Below are 20624 nucleotides of genomic sequence, written 5' to 3' on the forward strand. Positions count from 1 at the left end.
TCAACGCCGTCAGGCCGCGGGGGTCCGGCCGGAGCCGGAGGTCGCGGCGCGGTACCAGTGCTCAAGGGAGAGCACGTGCCACAGATGCTTGGAGTAGTCCCGCCGCCCGGCGGCGTCATCGGCGACCATCCGGGTCAGCGCGTCACGGCGCAGGAACCCGGAGTTCACGAGCAGGCCGTCGTGCACCACCTCGCGCACCAGCGGCGCCAGGTCCCGGCTCATCCACGCCCGCAGCGGGGCGCTGAACAGGCCCTTGGGCCGGTAGACGATCTCCCGGGGCAGCGTGGCGCTGGCCGCCCGCTTCAGGGCGACCTTGCCCTGCCGCCCGACGATCTTCCGGTCGCCGGGCACCGCGAACGCCGCCCTGACCACCTCGACGTCCACGTACGGCACCCGCACCTCCGTGGACGCGGCCATGCTGGAGCGGTCCGTGTACGCGAGGTTCAGGCCCGGCAGGAACATCCGCGCGTCGCCCAGGCACATCCGGTTGACGAAGTCGTCCAGGTCGTTGTCCCGGTAGACCTCCGCGTGCTCGCCCAGCACGTCGTCGACCGTCCCGGCCAGGTCCGGGCTGACCAGGGCCAGCAGCTCGTCCTGGTCGTACAGGGTGTAGCTGCGTCGGAACGCGGTCTCCTCCGGCAGCTCGGCGAAGGACAGGAACCGCTTCGCGAACCGCACCGACCGCAGTCCCCGGCGGGAGGTGGCCACCGGCAGCCGGTCCACGACCGCCGCCACGCCGCGCCGCAGGGGCCGTGGGACGCGCTGGTAGCGCAGCGCGAGCACGTTGGCCAGGTGCTTGCGGTAGCCGGCGAACAACTCGTCGGCGCCCATCCCCGAGAGCATCACCTTGACCCCGGCCTCCCGGGCGGCCGAGCAGATCAGGTACGTGTTGATGGCGGCGGGGTCGCCGATCGGCTCGTCCAGGTGGTACGTCATGCGCGGCAGCAGGTCGAGCACGTTCGGGGCGATCTCGATCTCGTGCAGGTCGACGCCGTACCGCTCGGCCACCTGCCGGGCGTAGCGCAGGTCGTCCGGCATCGCCTCGAACCTGGCGTCGGCGGCGCGGAACCCGATGGTGTAGGCGGAGATCCCGGGTTGCTGGCGGGCCGCCAGCGCGGTCAGGTAGCTGGAGTCGAGACCGCCGGAGAGGAACGTGGCCACCGGCACGTCGGAGAGCAGGTGCCGCCGGTTCGAGTCCTCGATGACGGCGGCCAGGTCCGGCTGTTCACCGCCACGCGCCCGCTCCTGACCCTCGCTGGCCACCTCCCGCAGGTCCCAGAACCGGCCGCGCTCCACCCGGCCGTCCGGCCCGCACCGCAGCCAGCTTCCCGGGGGCAGCTTCTCCGCCTCGCGGAACGCGCAGCGCGAGTCCGGCACCCAGTAGTAGAGGAGCGAGGCCACCAGCGCCGCGTGGTCCACCTCCAGCGTCCCGCCGGCCCCGGCGCTGAGCGCCTTCAGCTCGGAGGCGAACATCAGGCCCCCGCCGCGCCGGAGCAGGAACAGCGGCTTGACGCCGAGCTGGTCGCGGACGAGCACCAGGTCACCGGTGCGCTCGTCGAAGATGGCGAAGGCGAACATGCCGCGCAGCCGTGGCAGACACCCCGTGCCCCAGCGCCGCCAGGCGGCGAGCAGCACCTCGGTGTCGGAGGTGCCGCGAAAGCGCACCCCCGCCGCCGTCAACTCGGCCCGCAGCTCGGGCGCGTTGTACAGCTCGCCGTTGTACGTCAGGGCGAGGCCGTCCGAGACCATCGGCTGGGCACCGGTCTCGGTCAGGTCGATGACGGCCAACCGGCGGTGCCCGAGCTGCACTTCGCCGTCCCCGGCCAGGTGGCTGTAGCGACCCGCCCCGTCCGGGCCACGGTGGGCGAGGACGTCGGTGAGCCGATCGGTCACGGCCTTCCCGTCCGGCCACCGGTACGTGCCTGCGATTCCACACATGGGCTACCGCGCCTCCTGATCGCTGTCCGGGACCCGTGCGGCCGGTCCCGCCGGCCACTCCGGCTGCGGCTGGCCTTCCCCCACCGCCTGGACGGCGTGGGCGGTACCCGCGCCGCTCTGACGGGCCAGCCGTCTCGCCCGTAACCGGTCCGCGCCACTCTCCCGGGCCGGCCGCTCGCCGTCGCCGCGCGGCGCGGTCGGCACCCCGTCCCAGAGCGTGCCGTCGGTCCGGTCGCGCGGGTCCGGGTCGATCAACACCACGCCGAGCACCGGAACCCGCTGGTCCGCGAGTTGCCGCGCGACGGTGTGCAGCCACGCGGCGCTGCCGTGTCCGGCCCGTACGACGAGCACGGTCTGACCGCCGAGGTACCGGAGGTCGGTCCACGCCGTGCCGGGGGAGACCGAGCCGACGCCGAGCCGGCGCGTCGCCTCGGGCGCGTCCTCGGCCCGCGCGCCGCTGATCACGGTCGAACCCGCCGGCAGGGCCGGACTGGTGGCGAGGTCCGCGCCCGGCAGCCCGTCCACGATGACCAGCGGCCCGTCCGCCGCCAGCGCCTCGGCCAGGTCCAGGGCGAGCACCCGTACGCCGCGCGCGCAGCCCAGCTCCAGGAGCGAGACCGGCTCCGCCGCGCCGCGCACGGTGCGGGCCAGGGTGGCGGTGAGCCGGGCCCGCGCGGCCCGGGTCCGGCGGCGCCGCCAGGTGGCGGCCGACCAGCGGGGCGCCGGGCGTGCCTCCGCGATGACCGAGGCGCCCAGGTTCGCCGCGATCTCCCGGCGCAGCACGGGGCGGTCCGCCACCACCGTGCCGACCGTGGCCACCGCGATCCCCAGGACGAGCCCGAGGACGAGCCCGATCGCGGCGTTGGTGAGCACGGCCCTGGGCTGGGAGTGCCGCACCACGCGCGGGGCGTCCACGATCTGCGTACCGGAGATGAGCCGGGGCGTGCCGGCGCGGGCCTCGGCGGCGCGCTGGTCGAAGTCGGCGATCCGCGAGTTGAGTTCGGACCGGCGGGCGAAGAGCGACTCGACGCTGGCCGACGCCGTGGGGTCGCTCTCCGGCGATCGGCTGCCGATGGCCTTGTTGACCTCGGCCAGCTCGCCCCGCATCCGGTCGCGCTGTGCGAGCAGGGACGCGGCCTCGGCCTTGGCGGTCTCCTGGACGCGCCGTACGTGGTCCGCGACGAACGCGTCGGCCAGCGCCTTGGCCCGGGCCAGCGCCTGGGCGTCGCTGTCGCCGGTCACGTCGATCTGGAGCAGGTTGTTGGTCAGGCCGGTGCCCCGGTAGTCCCGCATGAAGTCCTCGGGACGCTCCGCGGAGTCGAGGGCCCGCAGGGCCCTGCCGGCGATCTGGGTGGTCTGGAGCAGCGCGACGTCGGTACGGATCAGCGTGCCGGAGTCGTTCGGCTGGTCCTCCCGGTGCGCGACCAGCACCTTGGTCACCGCGGCCGGCGCCGGCGGCAGCAACACCGCCACGGCCGCGCCGGCCAGCATCCCCAGCAGTGCCAGGGCGCACCACAGGCGGCGCCGCCTGCGCACCGCGGCCAGCAGTGCTTGCAGGTCAAGGAGGGGTGCGGCGGCCGACGACTCGACGGCCTGGGTCGTGGTCACTCGGCGCCCCCCGCCTGGCCGGGCACCGCGAGCGCCAACGTGGCGTTCTCCGCCGGCCGCTCGGGCGTCGGCGCCGGATGGGAGCGGACCGCGCCCGCGACGACGACGCCGACGATCTCGTGCCCGCCGTCCGCACACGCCCCGGCCACACCGGCGAGTTCGCCCGCGGTCCAACACCCCGCGCTGATGACGACCAGGACGCCGGACTCGGCGTCGCGGTCCGGCACCATCGGCTGGGCCATCGCCACGTCCACCACCCGCAGCACCGGATGCCCCCGGCCCGCCGGGGTGGCGGCGTCGCCCCTGGTCTCGGCGGCCAGCCGCTCGGCGGCCCGCCGGGCGACCTCGTCGCCGGCCGGTACCACGGCCAAGAGGCGTCGGGCCGAAGGGTGTTGGGATCTCAGGCGAGCGCACACCCGCCGGTAGCGGACGCGCCGGCTGGTCTCGTCCCCGGAGGCCAACGGGGTGGGCACGTCCCACCGGGTGTCGAGGCCGAGGAAGCGGCGCGGCCAGCCCGCCGGGCCCCGGCCCGCCGCGGGCCGCTCGGCCGGCACGTCGACGGTGCCGAGCAGCGGCGAGCCGAGCGCCGCGGCGATGTCGGCCCCGGTACGCGGGCGCCGGTTGGCCCGCGCGGCGGTGAGGTGGCCCACGACCGCGAGCAGGAAGGCCAACGCCGCCCCGCCCGCGACGAGGTGCCCCGTCGTGGGCGGCGCCGCGCTCGCCGGCCGGGCCGCCGGCCCCATGACCACCATGCCGGCCTTGTGCGTCGCCGGATCGGCCTCGTCCAGCTTCTTCACCGCCGTCTCCAGCGCGGTACGCAGCTTCTCCAGCGAGGTGCGGGCCTGCACGCTCTCCACGGTGCGCCCCGGGTCGGCCGCCTGAGCCAGCTCGGTGATGCGCCGGTTGGTCTGCTCCACCCGCTCCCGCAGCGCCTCGGGCCCGGTCGCCGCCTTCGGGTCGGTGCCGTCACCGGTGACCCGCGCGGCGAAGGTGACGAACTGCTGGGCCAGCCGGTCGGTGAGCTGTTGCGCGCGCTCCGGCGATTCGGCCGTGCCCGAGATTCTGATGACGTTCCCGTCGGCGACCTTGGCGCTCACCCGGTCCCGCACCTCGCCGCCGCCGCCGCCCGCCCAGCGCAGCGTGGCGGCCGTGCGGTCCACCACCGTCGAACTGGTCGCGAGGTACGCCTGGGTCAACAACTCGCGCTCCTCCCACTGCCCCGGCAGCAGCACCGACGCGGTGGCCGTGTACCGAGGGGGGAACAGCGCCGAGACGCCGTAGCCGACGAGCGCGCCCACCGCCGTGAGGACGGCGAGCAGGCGCCAGCGCCGTTGGAGCATCCGCCCGATCGTCGCCAGGCGTATCGTGTCCTCGCTCAACGGTGCGGCCTCTTCCCCGCCCGGGCCGACGTGCCCGCCGCCACCGGGGTGTGGCCGCGGCAGGCGGCGGCGTAGGCGGCGAGCAGCGACGCCTGCGAGTTCCGCCAGGAGAGCGGCCCGGTGATCCGCTCCCGGCCGATCGCGCCCATCCGCTCCCGCTGACGCGGATCGTCGAGCAGCCGCGCGATGAGGCCGGCGAACGCGGCCTCGTCGTTGGCGGGCGCGTAGACGGCGGCCTCCCCGGCGGAGACCCGCGCCTCCCTCAGGTCGAACGAGACGATGGGTCGGCCCATCGCCATGTACTCCAGGACCTTGTTCATGGTCGACACGTCGTTGAGCGGGTTGTGCGGGTCGGGGGAGAGGCACACGTCCGCGGTGGACAGGTAGCGCACCAGGTCCGCGTCCGGCACACGCCCGGTGAACCGCACCCGCTCGGAGAGCCCGAGCCGCCGGGACAGCTCCACCATCGCGTCGAAGGAGTCGCCGGAGCCGACGAACACCGCGTGCCAGTCCTCGCGGCCCCACTCGTCGCGCAGCCTCGCCAGCGCCCGCAGGGCGTAGTCCACGCCGTCCTGCGGGCCCATGACGCCCAGGTAGCACAGCAGATGGGGCTTGCCACGCTTCAACTCCGGCTCGGCAGGCACCTGTTGAAACCGTTCGACGGCGGGCGCGCTGCGCACCACGAAGACGTCCGCCGGCCGGCGACCGCCCCGGCGTACCGCGACGTCCCGGTAGCTCTCGTTCGTGGCGATCACCACGTCCGCGGCCCGGTAGGTCAGCCGCTCCAGGGCGCACACGGCGCGGTAGAGCAGGTCCTCGCCACGGTCGAAGCGGGACAGGTACAGCTCGGGCACCAGGTCGTGCTGGTCGAAGACGAACCGCGCGCCGCGTCGCTTCAGCCAGAGGGCCGGCAGGAACAGCAGGTCGGGCGGGTTGCAGGCGTGCACCACGTCGACCGGGCCGACCCGGCGGGCCAGCCGGGCGGTGTGCCACAGCGCCGATCCGTACTCCCGGAGGTAGCCGGCCGGCCCGCCGGTGGCCGCGCGCAGCGGGTAGCGGTGGATGCGCACCCCGTCGATCTCCGCCTCGGGCTCCGTGTCCCGCTTGTCGCCCCGGGGGCAGATGACGTGCACCTCCCAGCCCGCGTCGCGCAGCGTCGTGCACTCCTGCCACACCCGCCGGTCGAAGGGCACCGAAAGGTTTTCCACCAGGATCAGCGCGCGCCGCCCCGGCCCCAGGTCGCCACCGTCGCCGGCGTGGCCGGCCTCGTTGGGCTCGGTGGTCTCGTCGTTCAACGTTCTGTCACCAGGCAAGGCCCACGTACCCCGGTTCGGCCCGGCGCGCGTCGGCGTCGGGAAGGCGGATGAGATCGATCAGCGGGCCGCTGCCGTGCGGCAGCCGCGCGAGGACGGCCGGGTCCCTGGTCCCCACCAGGCACACCTCGGCGTGCTCGAGGACCTCGTCCACGGAGTCCGCGAGCAACTGCGCCAGGTGCGGCAGCCGGGTCTCGATGTACTCGCGGTTCGCGCCGAGCAGCCGCGACAGGCTCACGTTGGCGTCGTAGATTCGCAGGTCGTACCCCTTGCCGAAGAGTCGCTCCGCCAGTTCGACGAGCGGGCTCTCGCGCAGGTCGTCGGTGCCCGGCTTGAAGGACAGCCCGAACAGGCCCACCCGGCGCCTGCCGGTGCGCTCGACCAGCTCCACCGCGCGTTGCAGGTGCGCGGAGTTGGACGGCAGCACGTGGGCCAGGATGGGCACCGAGACGTCGGCCCGCTGCGCCGCGTGGACCAGGCTGCGCAGGTCCTTGGGCAGGCAGGAGCCGCCGAAGGCGAAGCCGGGGCGCAGGTAGGCGGGGCTGATGTTCAGCTTGCGGTCGGCCAGGAACACGTCCATCACCTGGTGCGAGTCCACGCCGAGCGCCTGGCACACCGCGCCCAGCTCGTTCGCGAAGCCGACCTTGAGGCCGTGGAACGCGTTGTCCGCGTACTTGATCGCCTCGGCCGTCGGGATCGGCACCCGGAACACCTCGCCGGGTAACCCCTCGTACAGCGTCAGCAGCGGGTCGCCGCTCGCCGGGTCGAGTTCGCCGATGACGGTCTTGGGTGGGTCGAAGAAGTCCCGCACGCTCGTGCCCTCGCGCAGGAACTCCGGGTTGACCGCGACCCCGAAGTCCACCCCGGCGGTGCCGCCGACGTGCTTCTCCAGGATCGGCACCAGCAGGTTCAGGCAGGTGCCCGGGAGCATCGTGCTGCGGTAGACGACGGTGTGCCGGCCGCCGCGCTCGGCCAGCGCCGCGCCGATCTCCTCGGTGACCCGCTCCAGGTAGCTGGTGGACAGGCTGCCGTTGGGCGCCGACGGCGTGCCCACGCACACCAGCGACACCTCGCTGCCCCTGATCGCCTCGCGCACGTCGCCGGTGGCGCGCAGCGCCCCGGTCCGTACGACCGCGGCGACGAGTTCGCCGATCCGTTCCTCGACCACCGGCGCCCGACCGTCGTTGACCAGGTCGACCTTGACCGGGTTGACGTCCACCCCGATGACCTCGTGCCCCATGTTGGCCAGGCACGCCGCCGACACGCAGCCCACGTAACCGAGCCCGAAAACGCTGATCCTCATGACCCGTCCCTCCCCCCAGGCAGGCCGCTGCGGCCCGCGGTCCGCGCGCCGGCCGGCTGGCCCCCGCGCATCAGTAGGCCCCCTGCCCGTGCAGCACCGCGCGCAGGGTCTTCCACAAGATCACCGTGTCCAGCGCGAGCGACCAGTCCTCCACGTAGCGCAGGTCGAGCCGGACCGCCTCCTCCCACGGCAGGTCACTGCGCCCGCTGATCTGCCACAGGCCGGTGAGCCCGGGTTTGACCAGCAGCCGCCGCCGGATGTCCGGGCCGTACGCGGCGCACTCCTCCGGTAGCGGGGGCCTCGGGCCGACGAGCGACATCGAGCCGGTGAGGACGTTGAGGAGCTGCGGCAGCTCGTCGATCGAGTAGCGGCGCAGCACGGCCCCCACCCGGGTCACCCGCGGGTCCCGGCGGAGCTTGAACAGCAGCCCCGCGCCCTCGTTGCGCTCGGCCAACTCGGCGCGCACCCGGTCGGCGCCGACGACCATGGTGCGGAACTTGAGGATCGTGAACTCGCGGCCGTCCTTGCCCACCCTGCGCTGGCTGTAGAACGCGCCACCCCGGCTGTCCAGCAGTACGAGCAGCCCGACGAGCACCATCAGCGGCGCGAACAGGAGTAGCAGGACCGCGGCGGCCAGCCGGTCGACGACCTCCTTGACCACGCGCCGACCGCCCGTGAAGGTCGGCATGCTGACCCGCAGCAGCGGGAGCCCGAGGACCGTGTCGACGTGCAGCCTCGGTCCCGCCACCTCCATCAGCACGGGCGCCACGACCATCTCGGCGTCGCCGCCTTCGAGGTTCCAGGCTAGCCGCTGGAGCCGGTCCGGCGACCAGTGGGGGTCGGGCGTGATCGCGACGACCCGGTAGCCGTCGCGGTGGACGTGGTCCGCGACGTCCGCCAATCGGCCGACGACCGGCACGCCGTCCACGTGGTCCCCGTCGAGCCCGCGACCATCGGTCGTACACACCGCGTCCACCCGCCAGCCCAGGTGCGGCGACTTCCGGGTGCGCGCGATCAGGTCGCGCACGGTGGCCGGACTCCCGGCCGCGAGCACCGGTCGCAGGCAGCGCCCCTCCTTGCGCTGTCTGTGCAGCCAAAGGCGCAGCAGATAGCGCGCGGTAAGGGTGGTGAGCGCGATCGCGGGAACCGCGACGAAGATCCAGAGCTTGATGTTGCGCGAGGTGAGCGCGATTCCGCCGAGCGCCAGGACGACGGTCGCCGTGAACAAAGCGCGCCCCAGTCGGCGGAATTCCTCGGCACCCTGGCCGAGAACGGCCGGATTCCACGCCCGGCTCACCGCGAGGGCGGCCAGCACCAGAAGTTCGGTGCCGAAGGCGAGAATTCCCCATTTCTCGTGCCAGTTGGCCGCGTCCCGGGCCCCGAAGAAATTGCCGATCGCCGCCACCACGAAGGCGGTGGTCACGGTGTCGCTGGTGATCACGGTACGGCGGTACCGCTGCTCCCATTCCGTCGCGGGTTGGTTGGTGGTCCCGTTCCCCAGACGCCGGTGCGCCGGCGGAAACGGGCTGACTAATTCCCCCTGCTGCACAGAACCCCCCCAGGTCCCCAAAGAATCGAGGTGCCTCTCCTCAGACCGTTCCTCTCCACGGGAGGCCCCCACCTCCCGCGCATGGCGTCGCCGTTGTCGCGGCGCTACGTGAACAACCCGCCCCGGCGGCAACCGCATTCGCCTGGCCCGCCAGACCTTCGAGGTGCGTGGAAACCCGGCGGGACGACCTCGGGTGCTCCCCACACCCGCGGCGCCCGATGGGGCTCCAGGAAATGGATCACCTCGACGCCCCGCGTCGAGGGTGGGACCGCTGGCTGTTCGTGGCGCGAGACCAATAGATCGTTAATGGCCCGCCTCGCCTCCGAACCGCCGAAGCACGGTCAATCTAGACCATCGGAGCCAAGATGAAGAGAGGATGTGTGCGACTTGTGGTCGACTTTTGAAACTGAATGCATCGACGGGAGATCGCCAGTGGGGGCCGTGGGGTGAAGGGTAATTCCTGTGACGGGTGGGAAAAGGCGTTCCAGGGCTCAGCCCCGGCGAAAACAGCCGGTGCGGCGTGATCGACAAGGGTGACCCGGATCGGCCGGCGCGGCCGTGGGTATGGCTGAAGAGGGCCACGGTGACCGCCACGCCGCGTACGGAGCGACGCGCCGACGGCTCGTTCTCCTACGCCCCGTGCGTTGACCGCGTCGACGCACCCATGCGCCAACGCGCCCACGCACTCACCCACCCATGCACCACCGCACTCACCCATTCATGCGCCAACGCACTCACCCACCCATGCGCCAACGCACCACGCGTCACGACTGGAACCCGCCCGAGCCCGGGCCCGGATCCGGCCCGTCGTACCAGGTCAGACGCCATATCGGAGAGGGGCCGGCCCGCGGGCGAGACGCGTGGTCGCCCCCGGGAGCGCGGCGAAGGGGGCATAGCGGTCGAACTGCCGCCGCGATAGCTGTAGTTCGCACCTATGTGGCCCGCTGGAGTTCTGTTCCACCCGCCACCGCAACCTGCCCCCGTGATCGTGGGCCAGTCCGTCGGCGGTGCGGGGAACCGTGGGGACGCACGCGCGTGAACGGGTGAGTGCCCGTACCGGAACGGCGGGTGGCGTGCGTTCCGACGCCCCCTCCGGCCGACCGCTCGCCTGTCATCGAAGGGACCTGATCCATGGACATCAGCAGACGCCGCCTGATCGGCGCCGCCGGCGTGACCGGCGCCGCACTCGGCCTGTTCAGCGCCGGCCTCAGCAGCGGCACGGCCTGGGCCGCGCCGCGTTACCAGGACGACCCCTACCGCCTCGGCGTAGCCTCCGGCGACCCGGCCGCCGACGGCTTCGTCCTGTGGACCCGGCTGGCACCCGACCCGCTGGCCGTCGACAGCCGTGGCGGCATGCCCGAGCGCAAGGTCGCGGTCGAGTGGCAGGTGGCCACCGACGAACGGTTCCGCCACGTCGTCCGGCACGGCCGCGCCTGGGCCGTGCCCGAACTCGCCCACTCCGTACACGCCGAGGTCCACGGGCTGCGCCCGGGCCGCGAGTACTTCTACCGCTTCCGCACCGGCGGCGCGATCAGCCCGGTCGGCCGCGCCCGCACCGCCCCCGCCCCGCACGGCCACGGAGGCTGGGCCTCCGACGTGAGCTTCGCCTTCGCCTCCTGCCAGTGCTGGTACGAGGGCTTCTACACGGCCTACCGCCACATGGCCGACGAGGACCTGGACTTCGTCGCCTTCCTCGGCGACTACCTCTACGAGGGGGGTGTCGGCGCCAACGCCGGTGTCCGCGACATGCGGTTGGACCCCTCGTACCAGCGTGAGACGTACACCCTCGCCGAATACCGCAACCGCTACGCCCTCACCAAGCTGGACACCGACCTCCAGGCCGCGCACGCGGCCTTCGCCTGGATCGTCACCTGGGACGACCACGAGATCGAGAACAACTGGGCCCGCGACACCGCCCAGGTCGACAAGGACGGCTTCCCCGACGACGACATCGCCGCCTTCCGGGCCCGCAAGGCGCGCGCGGCACAGGCGTACTACGAGCACCAGCCGCTGCGCCTGCCGCAGAAGCCACGGGGCGACCGCATGCGTCTGTACCGGCGGCTGAACTTCGGCTCCGTCCTCGACCTGCACGTCCTGGACACCCGCTCGTACCGCGACGACCAGGTCGGCGGCGACGGCACCAAGCCCGGCTACGACAAGGAGCGGCGCGAGAAGTCGCGCACCATGCTCGGTGCCCAGCAGGAGCGCTGGTTGCTGAACGGCGCCGGCCGCTCGCACGCCACGTGGAACGTGCTCGCCAACCAGACCCTCGTCTCCCAGGTCGACCAGGACCCCAACCCCGACATCCTCTCCTCCGGCCTGGACATGTGGGACGGCTACACGGCCGCCCGCGACCGGCTGCTCACCGGCTTCTACCAGCGGGGTGTGAACAACCCGGTGGTGATCACCGGCGACATCCACCGCAGCGTGGTCTCCGACCTCAGGTTGGACTTCGACAACCCGAAGTCGCCCACGGTCGGCACGGAGTTCGCCGGCACGTCCATCAGCTCGGGCAAGGACGGCGCCGCCATGGACAAGGTGGGTCGCGACTGGATGACCGAGGGCGTCAACCCGCACCTGAGGTGGCACAACGCCCAGCGCGGCTACACCCGCGTACGGCTGAACCACCGCGAACTGCGCGCCGACTACCGCGTGCTGCCGTTCGTGACCAAGCCGGACGCGCCGGTGGAGACCGCTGCCTCCTTCCTCGTCCAGGCCGGCCGCCCCGGCGCTCAGCAGCTCTGACACCTGCCCCCTGCCCCTCGGGAGCGGGTCGCTGTCGCGGTCCCGACCTTTGCGGGCTCGAACCCTTCCAGGCCCGCACCGGCCTGGAAGGGTTCCGCCAGCGGACGGCCGGGGCGGCGTGTCGGGGCGGCGTCCGGGGCGGCGAGGTCAGCGGTCAGGCTGGCGAGGGTGGCGGCCAGGTTGGCCACCCGGCCTGTCAGGCTGACCGCCTGGCCTGTCCGGTTTTCGGGGCCGCGTGGCGCGCCCCCGACCGGCTGCCGCTGCCGCGTCCCCGACCGGCGGCTGCTGCCGCGTCCCGTGGACGGATGGGCACGGGTTTTCCGCCGTGGGTGGCACATGACCGAATCGGGTTACTCGGTGGGGACGAGCCGCCGTCCCGAGGAGCTGTCGTGGTCATCGTCGCCATCTTGCTGCCGCCCGGCCTGCTGTGCCTGGTCCTGGTGCTGGGACGCTACGAGGAGTGGCTGCTCGGAGCGCCCGCGCACCCACCACGGCACGCGCGCGGCAGGCGCCATCTCTCCCTGGTGCCGAGGGCCCGAACCGCGCCCACGCCGACGGCGGAGCGCGCCACGGAGCCGGCGCGGCGCGCCGCCGACGCGGCGTGACCCGCCCCGCGCGGCGCCGAGCCCTCTCACGATCTTCACGCTCTCCGGCGGCGCGCCGGCCGAGCACGCGTACCCGGCGTCCGTGCCCGGCCCCCGGTCCGGCACGCCGGTGCCCGGCATCTCCGCATCCGGCACACCCGTACCCGGCACGCCGGTGTCCCGCACACCCGCGCCCGCGCGCGTGGCCCGGTTGGGCGCAGGGCCGGTCGCGGGCCCGTAGGAGTCCGCCGGCCCGCTGGCACACCCGTGGCGACCAGCGGCTTCACGCTGCGCCGAGGCGGCCGGGTCGCCCGCGCGGGTCCGCCGTCGGGGTGGTTGGAAGCGCGCGGAGTGGGCACTCGACGGCGATCAGGTGTGTCCTGGGCTGGCGTGTACGGACTCGCGCGCCCCGGCCCGATGCGGAGGAGGCAGGACAGTATGAGCGTCATCGAGGGCGCCGTCGATGTCGATGTCCCGGTCCACATGGCGTACAACCAGTGGACCCAGTTCGAGTGCTTCCCCCGGTTCATGCGCGGCGTGCGCGAGGTGGACCGCTCGCGGTCGGCCATGACGCACTGGGTGACCAGGTTCGGCGGCGTGACGCGCGAGTTCGACGCGGCGATCACCGAGCAGCGCCCCGACGAGCGCGTGGTGTGGCGCACCGTGCGGACGCCCCGGCTGACCGGAGCGGTGGACTTCCACGCGCTGGGGGAGTCCCGCTGCCGGGTCGCGCTACGCATCGACTTCACGCCCCGCGGCGTCACCGAGCGGGTCGGGGACGCCCTGGGCGTGGTCCGGCGACAGGTGCTGGCGGACCTCGAACGCTTCAAGGAGTACATCGAGGGGCAGGGCCGGGAGACCGGACAGTGGCGGGGAACGATCAGCGGCGGCCACGTCAGGCCCGACGCCGACCACCTGCCGCCGCGGGTGCCGCACTGGCCGACGGGCTGAGCCACGGTCGCCCCGGCCGACCGGCGGGCCCAGTGCCGACCGGCGGGCCCAGCGCCGACCGGTGGGCCCATGGTCGGCCGATAGGGCCGGGGCCGGGTCGGCGGCGACGCCATGACGTCGATGACAGCGATGGCACCAACGGCATCAACGGCGTCGGTGGCATCGACGACGGTGAGGCCGCCCAGACGGTGATGATGCATAACAGGGCATTTCGGGTAAGTTCTGTCCATTATTCACCCCAGCGCTTCGCGCGCGGCAGGACGCGGAGGCCGGGGGCGCGGAGTGGAAGGCCGATGCGGTGCGAGACTCAGTGAACGACGACCCCGGCGGCGAGCAGGCGAAGATCACCCCGCCCAAGACGTGGGCGGCCGGCGTTCCGGCCGTCGCGCACGCGCTCCAGTACTCGCTCGCGGAGACCTCTCCCCGTCGTACGGCGCTGAACCTGCTGGACATCAACCAGACCAAGGGGTTCGACTGCCCCGGGTGTGCCTGGCCCGACCCCGCCCCGGGCCGGCGGCACACGAACGAGTACTGCGAGAACGGCGCCAAGCACGCCAACGACGACGCCACCACGCGGCGCGTCACGCCCGAGTTCTTCCGCCGGTACTCGGTGAGCGAGCTCGCGCGCAGCTCGGACCGGTGGTTGAACCAACAGGGCCGGCTCACCCAGCCCATGGTGAAGCGGCCGGGCGCGGACCACTACGAGCCGATCAGTTGGAGTGCCGCCCTGTCGCTGCTGGCCGAGGAGCTGCGCGCCATGGACTCGCCGGACGAGGCGGTCTTCTACACCTCGGGCCGGGCCGGCAACGAGCCGGCCTTCGTGCTCCAGCTCTTCGCGCGGGCGCTCGGCACCAACAACCTGCCGGACTGCTCCAACATGTGTCACGAGTCCAGCGGCGCGGCGCTGCACGAGACGCTCGGGATCGGCAAGGGTGACGTCAGCCTCCTCGACATCCACCACGCCGACCTGGTGCTCACCGTGGGGCAGAACCCCGGCAGCAACCACCCCCGGATGCTGTCCGCGCTGGAGGAGACCAAGCGCGGTGGCGGGCAGATCGTGGCCGTCAACCCGCTCCCCGAGGCGGGCCTGATGCGGTTCAAGAACCCGCAGAAGCCCCGGGGCGTGATCGGTCGGGGCACCAACATCGCCGACCAGTTCCTCCAGATCCGCCTCGGCGGCGACCTCGCCCTCTTCCAGGCACTGAACCTGCTCCTGCTGGAGGCCGAGGACGCCGCGCCCGGCACGGTCCTCGACCACGACTTCATCGACCAGCGCACCGCCGGGTTCGAGGAGTTCGCGGAGCACCTGCGCGCCACCGTCTCCTGGCCGGACGTGCTGGAGGCGACCGGCCTGACCCGCCGGCAGATCGAGGAGTTGCGGGACCGGGTGCTGGCCAGCGAGCGGATCGTGGTGTGCTGGGCGATGGGGCTCACCCAGCAGAAGCACGGCGTGCCCACCATCCGCGAGCTGGTGAACTTCCAACTCCTGCGGGGAAACATCGGCCGGCCGGGCGCGGGCGTGTGTCCCGTACGCGGGCACAGCAACGTCCAGGGCGATCGGACCATGGGCATCTGGGAGAAGATGCCCCAGGACTTCCTGGACGCGCTGGAGCGCGAGTTCTCCTTCACCCCGCCCACCCGGCACGGCCTGGACACGGTGGACTCCATCCGGGCCATGCTCGAAGGCCGCGTCAGGGTCTTCCTCGGCCTCGCGGGCAACTTCGTACGCGCCGCCCCCGACAGCGAGCGCACCGAGGAGGCGATGCGCCGCTGCCGGCTCACCGCGCACATCTCCACCAAGCTCAACCGCTCGCACGCGGTCTGCGGCGACACGGCCCTGATCCTGCCGACCCTCGGGCGCAGTGAGCGGGACCGCCAGGGAGGTCAGGAGCAGTTCATCACCGTCGAGGACTCCATGAGCGAGGTGCACGCGTCCGCCGGACGCCTGGAGCCCGTCTCCAGCCACCTGCTCAGCGAGGTCGCGATCCTGAGCCGGCTGGCTAGGCAGACGCTCGGCGACAGGGTGCCCGTGCCCTGGGAGGACTTCGAGGCGGACTACGGGAACATTCGTGACCGCATCGCGCGGGTCGTCCCGGGTTTCGAGAACTTCAACACCAGGGCGCGGAAACCGGGCGGTTTCGCCCTGCCCAACCCGGTCAACGAGGGGGTGTTCCCCACCCCCAGCGGCAAGGCGCACTTCACCCGCAACGACTTCACGATGCTGCGCGCCCCCGAGGGGCACCTGCTGTTGCAGACGCTGCGCTCCCACGACCAGTGGAACACCGTTCCCTACACCACCAACGACCGGTACCGAGGCATCCACGGCTCCCGCCGGATCGTCCTCGTCCACCCCGCCGACCTGGCCGCCCTCGGGCTGGCGGACGGCGCGCAGGTGGACGTGGTCAGCGTCTGGCAGGACGGTATCGAACGCCGCGCCGAGGACTTCCGGCTCGTCTCCTACCCCACCACCGCCGGCTGTGCCGCGGCCTACTACCCGGAGACCAACGTCCTGGTGCCGCTCGACAGCGTGGCCGACACCAGCAACACGCCGACCTCCAAGGGCATCGTCGTCCGCCTGGAGCCGCGACCCTGACGGACTGGGCCGACCACGCCGACCACCCGTGGCGAGAGGGACACCGCGCGCCGAGACAGCCACCCGCGTCCAGACGGTCACCGCGCGCCGAGGCGGTGACCCCGCGCGGGCGGGGCGGTCACCACCTGCCGGGCCGGGACGAATGGCGGGATGGCCGGGGGCGGAGCACAGTGGAAGAGACCTGTGACCTGCGGCGCAAGGGGTGCCCCATGGCGAAAGACCAAGAGTTCGGCAAGGGAGACCACGTCTCCTGGAACAGTCACGGACAGTCCGTCCACGGGAAGGTCAAGAAGAAGATCACGAAGCGCACCGAGGCTGCGGGGCGCACCGTGGCCGCCTCCGATGAGGAACCGCAGTACGAGGTCGAGAGCGACAAGAGCGGACGCAGAGCCGTACACAAGCCGAAGTCCCTGCGGAAGCGGGGAGACGGGGCGTGAGCGGCGCGAGCGACACGGACCGCGACGAGACGCGGCGCGAGTTCGGTGAGGCCGTCAACATGACGGCCGGCGACCTCGAAGCGTGGCTGGCGACGGACGAGTCGAAGAGCGTGGGCTGGTCGGACGACGGGGGCGAGAGCGTCGGCCATGCCTCGGGGCGCCGCATCGTCGAGTTGTTGCACACGAAGAAGACCGACCTCAGCGACGACGACCTGGCCCACATGCGGAAGGTCGTCGGCTACGTGCACCGGCACACGGCCCAACGACCCAAGGGCGATGTGACGCGTACCAAGTGGCGCTACTCCCTCATGAACTGGGGACACGACCCGACGAAGTGACCCGTGCCTGGCGCGCGGACGCCCCTCCCGCCGTGGCCGGAAGCCGCCGACGCGGGTGACGACGCACCGGGCGCCCCGTCGCGGCCGCGCGGAGGGCGACACCGGCGGCGGCGGAGCCGCGCCGGGGCGGCCCTGTGCCCGGGGGCGCCGGTCGCGCGACGGCGTGCCCACCCTGGCCGGTTGACCAGGTGCGGGCGGCCCCGTGCGGACATCTCACGCACGGCCCGGACGATATCCCTCCCGGACACGGGACGGCACCCGCGAACCCCGCGTCCGAGCCCATGGGCATGAGGTTACCGAGCGGTTAGAATGCGCACTCCGCCGTCGATATTCGAGGCGCTTTCGCGGACAAATGGCCGATGCGGTGGATATGACTGCCAAATCCGCCCAGCGTCCCGGCGGATCAACCGCCGCCCCACCTGGGCGCAATGTCCCGCACAACGGTGGCGACCTGTGGTTTCCGCGTACCGGTATCTCGCGCTCCGATGTCGACGCGGCGAAACGCCCCACGTCGTCGTGGGCGATTGACATCGGCCATCGTGTGCAGTGGCGCTGAGCGGCATACGGCACGGTGGGACGCCTGGGCTATACCGCCAGCTCGGGGCGGAGATGGCGCACAGGAAGTTAATAGATCTCGTGCGGAAGTCGCACACCCGCCTATCAGTTCCATGTGAATGACTAAGTCACCGCGGGGGCGGCAACCGGAATGATCGGCGGGCATTGTGGCGCCTTGCCGGAGCCGCTGGAGTGCTTTATGGTTCTGGCTCGCGGAGGGGATATGAAGCATGGCCCGGCACGGCCGCACTCGCTCCCGGTTCGACCGCTGCGTCTTCTAGCGAGCTTGTCACCTGCGAAAACGTCGGTGGACGCGGGATGCGTGGGACGCCGGAAAACCGGATTTGTCGGGCGTTCGGCAATGCCCGTATCGCTTCTTTCGGGGGCGCGGTAGTTCGACCGGTACGTGCGGATGCGATCTTTATGGAAGGGGAAAGATCGCGGCGCCGGAAAGGATCACGAAAGCGCCCGGGGGCGTAGAAGTGTGAGGTCAACGTCCATGTCGACAGGTCCATCGGCCAGGTCGCGGCGGAACGAAGAAGATCCATTCAGCCCGGCAGCCGACAAAGCGCCGTGCGCCCTTTTGATCTCCGCGGCCCGAAGATACGAGAGGCACCGTGGTCCGTATTTAATCGTCGGCTAGTGGCGTCTGACTCTCAGGGAGTTCATGTGGCGCGAGAACCCGCCAAATCAGCGAGCGGCGATCCGGAAGAAGTCGGCACAACTTCACAGGAATGGGCAAGTCCGGAGAATCGTATAGCGGAGATCTTCGCCGAGCTGCTGGCCGAGGTCGTGCAGGTCGAAAGCGTGCCGCTCGACAGCCACTTTTTTGATGATCTCGGCGCGGACTCGCTGGTGATGGCACATTTCTGCGCACGCGTCAGGAAGCGGCCGGACCTTCCCGCGGCGTCGATGAAAGACATCTACAAGAGCCCGACCGTGCGCGGTCTGGCGGCGGCGCTCGCGGACGCGGCCCCCGCCCCCGTCAGCTCACCGGCCCCGGCCCCGCAGCCGGCGCCCGAACCGGTCAGCACGGTGCGCTACACCCTGTGCGGAGCGGCGCAGCTCCTCTTCTTCCTCGGCTACGCCTTCCTCCTCACGGTCGTCACCGTGCGGGGCTACGAGTGGATCTCCGAGGCGTCGACCCCGACGGGGGGTTACGGCCGGGCCGTCGTCTTCGGCGCCGCCAACTTCCTCGGCATGAGCCTGCTGCCGATCGCCGCCAAGTGGCTCCTCATCGGCCGCTGGACGGCCCGCGACTTCCCCCTCTGGGGCCCGACCTATCTGCGGTTCTGGATGGTCAAGGTGCTGATCTACAGCAGCCCGTTGGCCCTCTTCGTCGGCAACCCGGTGTACGTGTTCTACCTGCGGGCCCTCGGCGCCAGGGTCGGCAAGCACGTCACGATCCTCTCGCGCAGCGTCCCGGTCTGCGCTGACCTGCTCACCATCGGCGCCGGCACGGTGATCCGCAAAGAGGCGTTCTTCCTCTGCCACCGGGCACACGCCGGACGGATCGAGACCGGACCGGTCACCATCGGCCGCGACGCGTTCGTCGGCGAGCGCTCCGTTCTGGACATCCGTACGTCGATGGGGGACGGGGCACAACTCGGCCACGCCTCCGCCCTGCACAGCGGCATGGCCGTCCCCAGCGGTCAGCACTGGCACGGATCGCCCGCGCAACGCACGGAAGTCGACTACCTCAGGGTCGAGCCGGCCCGGTGCGGCACCCTGCGGCGGGCCGCCTTCGGCATCGGCGGCGTGCTCAAGACGCTGCTCGTGGTCGTGCCACTGACGATGGCCACCGTTGAGGCGCTGCTGACCTGGGTGCGCACGCTGGCCGGCGCGCGCGACTCGGGAGCCGAGTCCGTCACGTCCTCGGCGTTCTACGTCGAGGGGCTGGCGCTCTCACTGGTGCTGTTCGCCGGCTTCCTCGTCCTCGGCCCCGTCCTGCTGTTCACCGTGCCCCGCCTGCTGAGCCTCGCGGTCAAGCCGGACGTGGTCTATCCGCTGTACGGCGTGCGGTACTCCCTGCACCGGACGGTGCAGCGCATGACCAACGCCAGGTTCTTCCTGTGGCTCTTCGGCGACAGCTCGTACGTCGTCCACTACCTGCGCTGCCTCGGGTACGACCTGTCCCAGGTGGAACAGACCGGCTCGAACTTCGGCATCCGGGTGCAGCACGAGTCCCCGTACCTGAGCACCGTCGGCAGCGGCACGATGATCGCCGACGGGCTGTCGATCATCAACACCGACGTCTCCAGCACCTCCTTCCGCCTCTCGCGCACCTCGATCGGCAGCTCCAGCTTCCTGGGCAACCACATCTCGTACCCCTCGGGAGGCCGGACGGGCGACAACTGCCTGCTGGCGACGAAGGTGATGGTGCCGCTCGACGGCGAGGTGCGACAGGGGACGGGCCTGCTGGGCTCGCCCAGCTTCGAGATCCCGCGCACGGTGGAGCGCGACACCCGGTTCGACCACCTGCGCGACGGCGAGGGCCTGCGCCGCGGCCTGGCCGCGAAGAACCGCTACAACATCCGCACGATGGGCGTCGTCCTGTTCCTGCGCTGGCTGCACGTCCTCGCCGTCACGCTGCTCGGCCTGGCGACCATCGGCCGGTACGACACGGTGGGCCAGTTGATGGAGGTCCTGCTGTTGGCGAGCGTGTTCGTCCTCACCGCCCTGTACTACGCGCTGGTGGAACGGTGCATGACGCGCTTCCGGCCCCTGCGACCGATGGTGTGCTCCATCTACGACCCCTACTTCTGGCACCACGAACGCCTGTGGAAGGTGCCCTACGCCCACCTCCAGGCGCTCAACGGGACCCCGTTCAAGAGCGTGTTCTGGCGGCTGCTCGGCGTGCGGGTGGGCCGCCGGGTCTACGACGACGGCTGCGACCTCTCCGAGCGCACGCTCGTCGCCATCGGCGACGACTGCGCGCTCAACGCTGCCAGCGCCATCCAGTGCCACTCCCAGGAGGACGGCACCTTCAAGTCCGACCGCAGCACCCTGGGCGCGGGATGCACCATCGGGGTCGGCGCGCTGGTCCACTACGGCGTGACGATGGGGGACGGCGCGACGCTGGCCGCCGACTCGTTCCTGATGAAGGGCGAGGACGTGCCCGCGCACGCACGGTGGGGCGGCAACCCGGCCGGCGAGCTGCGCGGCCCCGCGCCACGGCCGGTCGTGGCGACCGGCGCGGCGGCGCTCGCGCCGGCGGCCGACCGGCGGGCCTTGCCACCGCGCCCCAGGGCGGACGGCGCGGCCGTCGCGAAGAGCGCGTCGGGGTGACGCCGCGACCACCCGCGACCGGGTGACCACCTGGCCCGCGCAC

13 protein-coding genes are annotated in these 20624 nt (G+C 72.1%); 7 read left to right on the forward strand and 6 right to left on the reverse strand.

What is annotated here, in order from left to right; translation table 11 throughout:
• Positions 1–9 precede the first annotated feature (9 nt).
• The 6 genes from asnB to H7H31_RS29490 form a co-directional block, all read right to left on the reverse strand.
• Entirely contained in the window at positions 10–1938 is a 1929-nt protein-coding gene (asnB, locus tag H7H31_RS29465) for an asparagine synthase (glutamine-hydrolyzing) (RefSeq protein WP_187118141.1), read from the reverse strand.
• Positions 1939–1941: 3 nt separating this feature from the next.
• Positions 1942–3546 (reverse strand): Wzz/FepE/Etk N-terminal domain-containing protein, encoded by a 1605-nt coding sequence (locus tag H7H31_RS29470; protein WP_187118142.1) that lies wholly within the window; start codon positions 3544–3546, stop codon positions 1942–1944.
• The gene (locus tag H7H31_RS29475) at positions 3543–4925 is read right to left on the reverse strand and encodes a Wzz/FepE/Etk N-terminal domain-containing protein (RefSeq protein ID WP_187118143.1); all 1383 of its coding nucleotides are present in this window, start codon (positions 4923–4925) and stop codon (positions 3543–3545) included. The genes H7H31_RS29470 and H7H31_RS29475 overlap by 4 nt, the downstream gene beginning before the upstream one ends.
• Positions 4922–6220 (reverse strand): glycosyltransferase family 4 protein, encoded by a 1299-nt coding sequence (locus H7H31_RS29480; RefSeq protein WP_372455953.1) that lies wholly within the window; start codon positions 6218–6220, stop codon positions 4922–4924. The genes H7H31_RS29475 and H7H31_RS29480 overlap by 4 nt, the downstream gene beginning before the upstream one ends.
• A 7-nt stretch (positions 6221–6227) precedes the next feature.
• A complete protein-coding gene (locus H7H31_RS29485; protein WP_187118144.1) occupies positions 6228–7541 on the reverse strand; it encodes a nucleotide sugar dehydrogenase in 1314 nt (437 codons plus the stop codon).
• Positions 7542–7611: 70 nt separating this feature from the next.
• On the reverse strand, positions 7612–9090 hold the full coding sequence (locus H7H31_RS29490) for a sugar transferase (RefSeq protein ID WP_187118145.1): 1479 nt from the start codon (positions 9088–9090) through the stop codon (positions 7612–7614).
• 1131 nt (positions 9091–10221) lie between these two features.
• Here H7H31_RS29490 and H7H31_RS29495 point away from each other — a divergent pair.
• The 7 genes from H7H31_RS29495 to H7H31_RS29525 all read left to right on the forward strand — a co-directional run bounded on the left by H7H31_RS29495 (position 10222) and on the right by H7H31_RS29525 (position 20581).
• The gene (locus H7H31_RS29495; RefSeq protein WP_187118146.1) at positions 10222–11835 is read left to right on the forward strand and encodes an alkaline phosphatase D family protein; all 1614 of its coding nucleotides are present in this window, start codon (positions 10222–10224) and stop codon (positions 11833–11835) included.
• A gap of 389 nt (positions 11836–12224) precedes the next feature.
• Positions 12225–12440 carry a hypothetical protein gene (locus tag H7H31_RS29500; RefSeq protein ID WP_187085828.1) on the forward strand — a complete coding sequence of 72 codons (216 nt, stop codon included), beginning with the start codon at positions 12225–12227 and terminating at the stop codon, positions 12438–12440.
• A gap of 417 nt (positions 12441–12857) precedes the next feature.
• Positions 12858–13370, forward strand: coding sequence for an SRPBCC family protein (locus tag H7H31_RS29505; RefSeq protein WP_187085827.1), 513 nt, complete (start codon positions 12858–12860; stop codon positions 13368–13370).
• A gap of 298 nt (positions 13371–13668) precedes the next feature.
• Complete coding sequence (locus H7H31_RS29510) at positions 13669–15963, forward strand: FdhF/YdeP family oxidoreductase (RefSeq protein ID WP_187118147.1); 2295 nt, start codon at positions 13669–13671, stop codon at positions 15961–15963.
• Between the two features lie 209 nt (positions 15964–16172).
• Positions 16173–16400, forward strand: coding sequence for a hypervirulence associated TUDOR domain-containing protein (locus tag H7H31_RS29515; RefSeq protein WP_187085825.1), 228 nt, complete (start codon positions 16173–16175; stop codon positions 16398–16400).
• Positions 16397–16738 carry a DUF3140 domain-containing protein gene (locus H7H31_RS29520; RefSeq protein WP_187118148.1) on the forward strand — a complete coding sequence of 114 codons (342 nt, stop codon included), beginning with the start codon at positions 16397–16399 and terminating at the stop codon, positions 16736–16738. The genes H7H31_RS29515 and H7H31_RS29520 overlap by 4 nt, the downstream gene beginning before the upstream one ends.
• Before the next feature lie 1224 nt (positions 16739–17962).
• Entirely contained in the window at positions 17963–20581 is a 2619-nt protein-coding gene (locus H7H31_RS29525; RefSeq protein ID WP_187118149.1) for a Pls/PosA family non-ribosomal peptide synthetase, read from the forward strand.
• The last annotated feature ends 43 nt before the right edge of the window (positions 20582–20624 follow it).

This window comes from Streptomyces buecherae, assembly GCF_014295035.1.
Taxonomy (GTDB): domain Bacteria; phylum Actinomycetota; class Actinomycetes; order Streptomycetales; family Streptomycetaceae; genus Streptomyces; species Streptomyces youssoufiensis.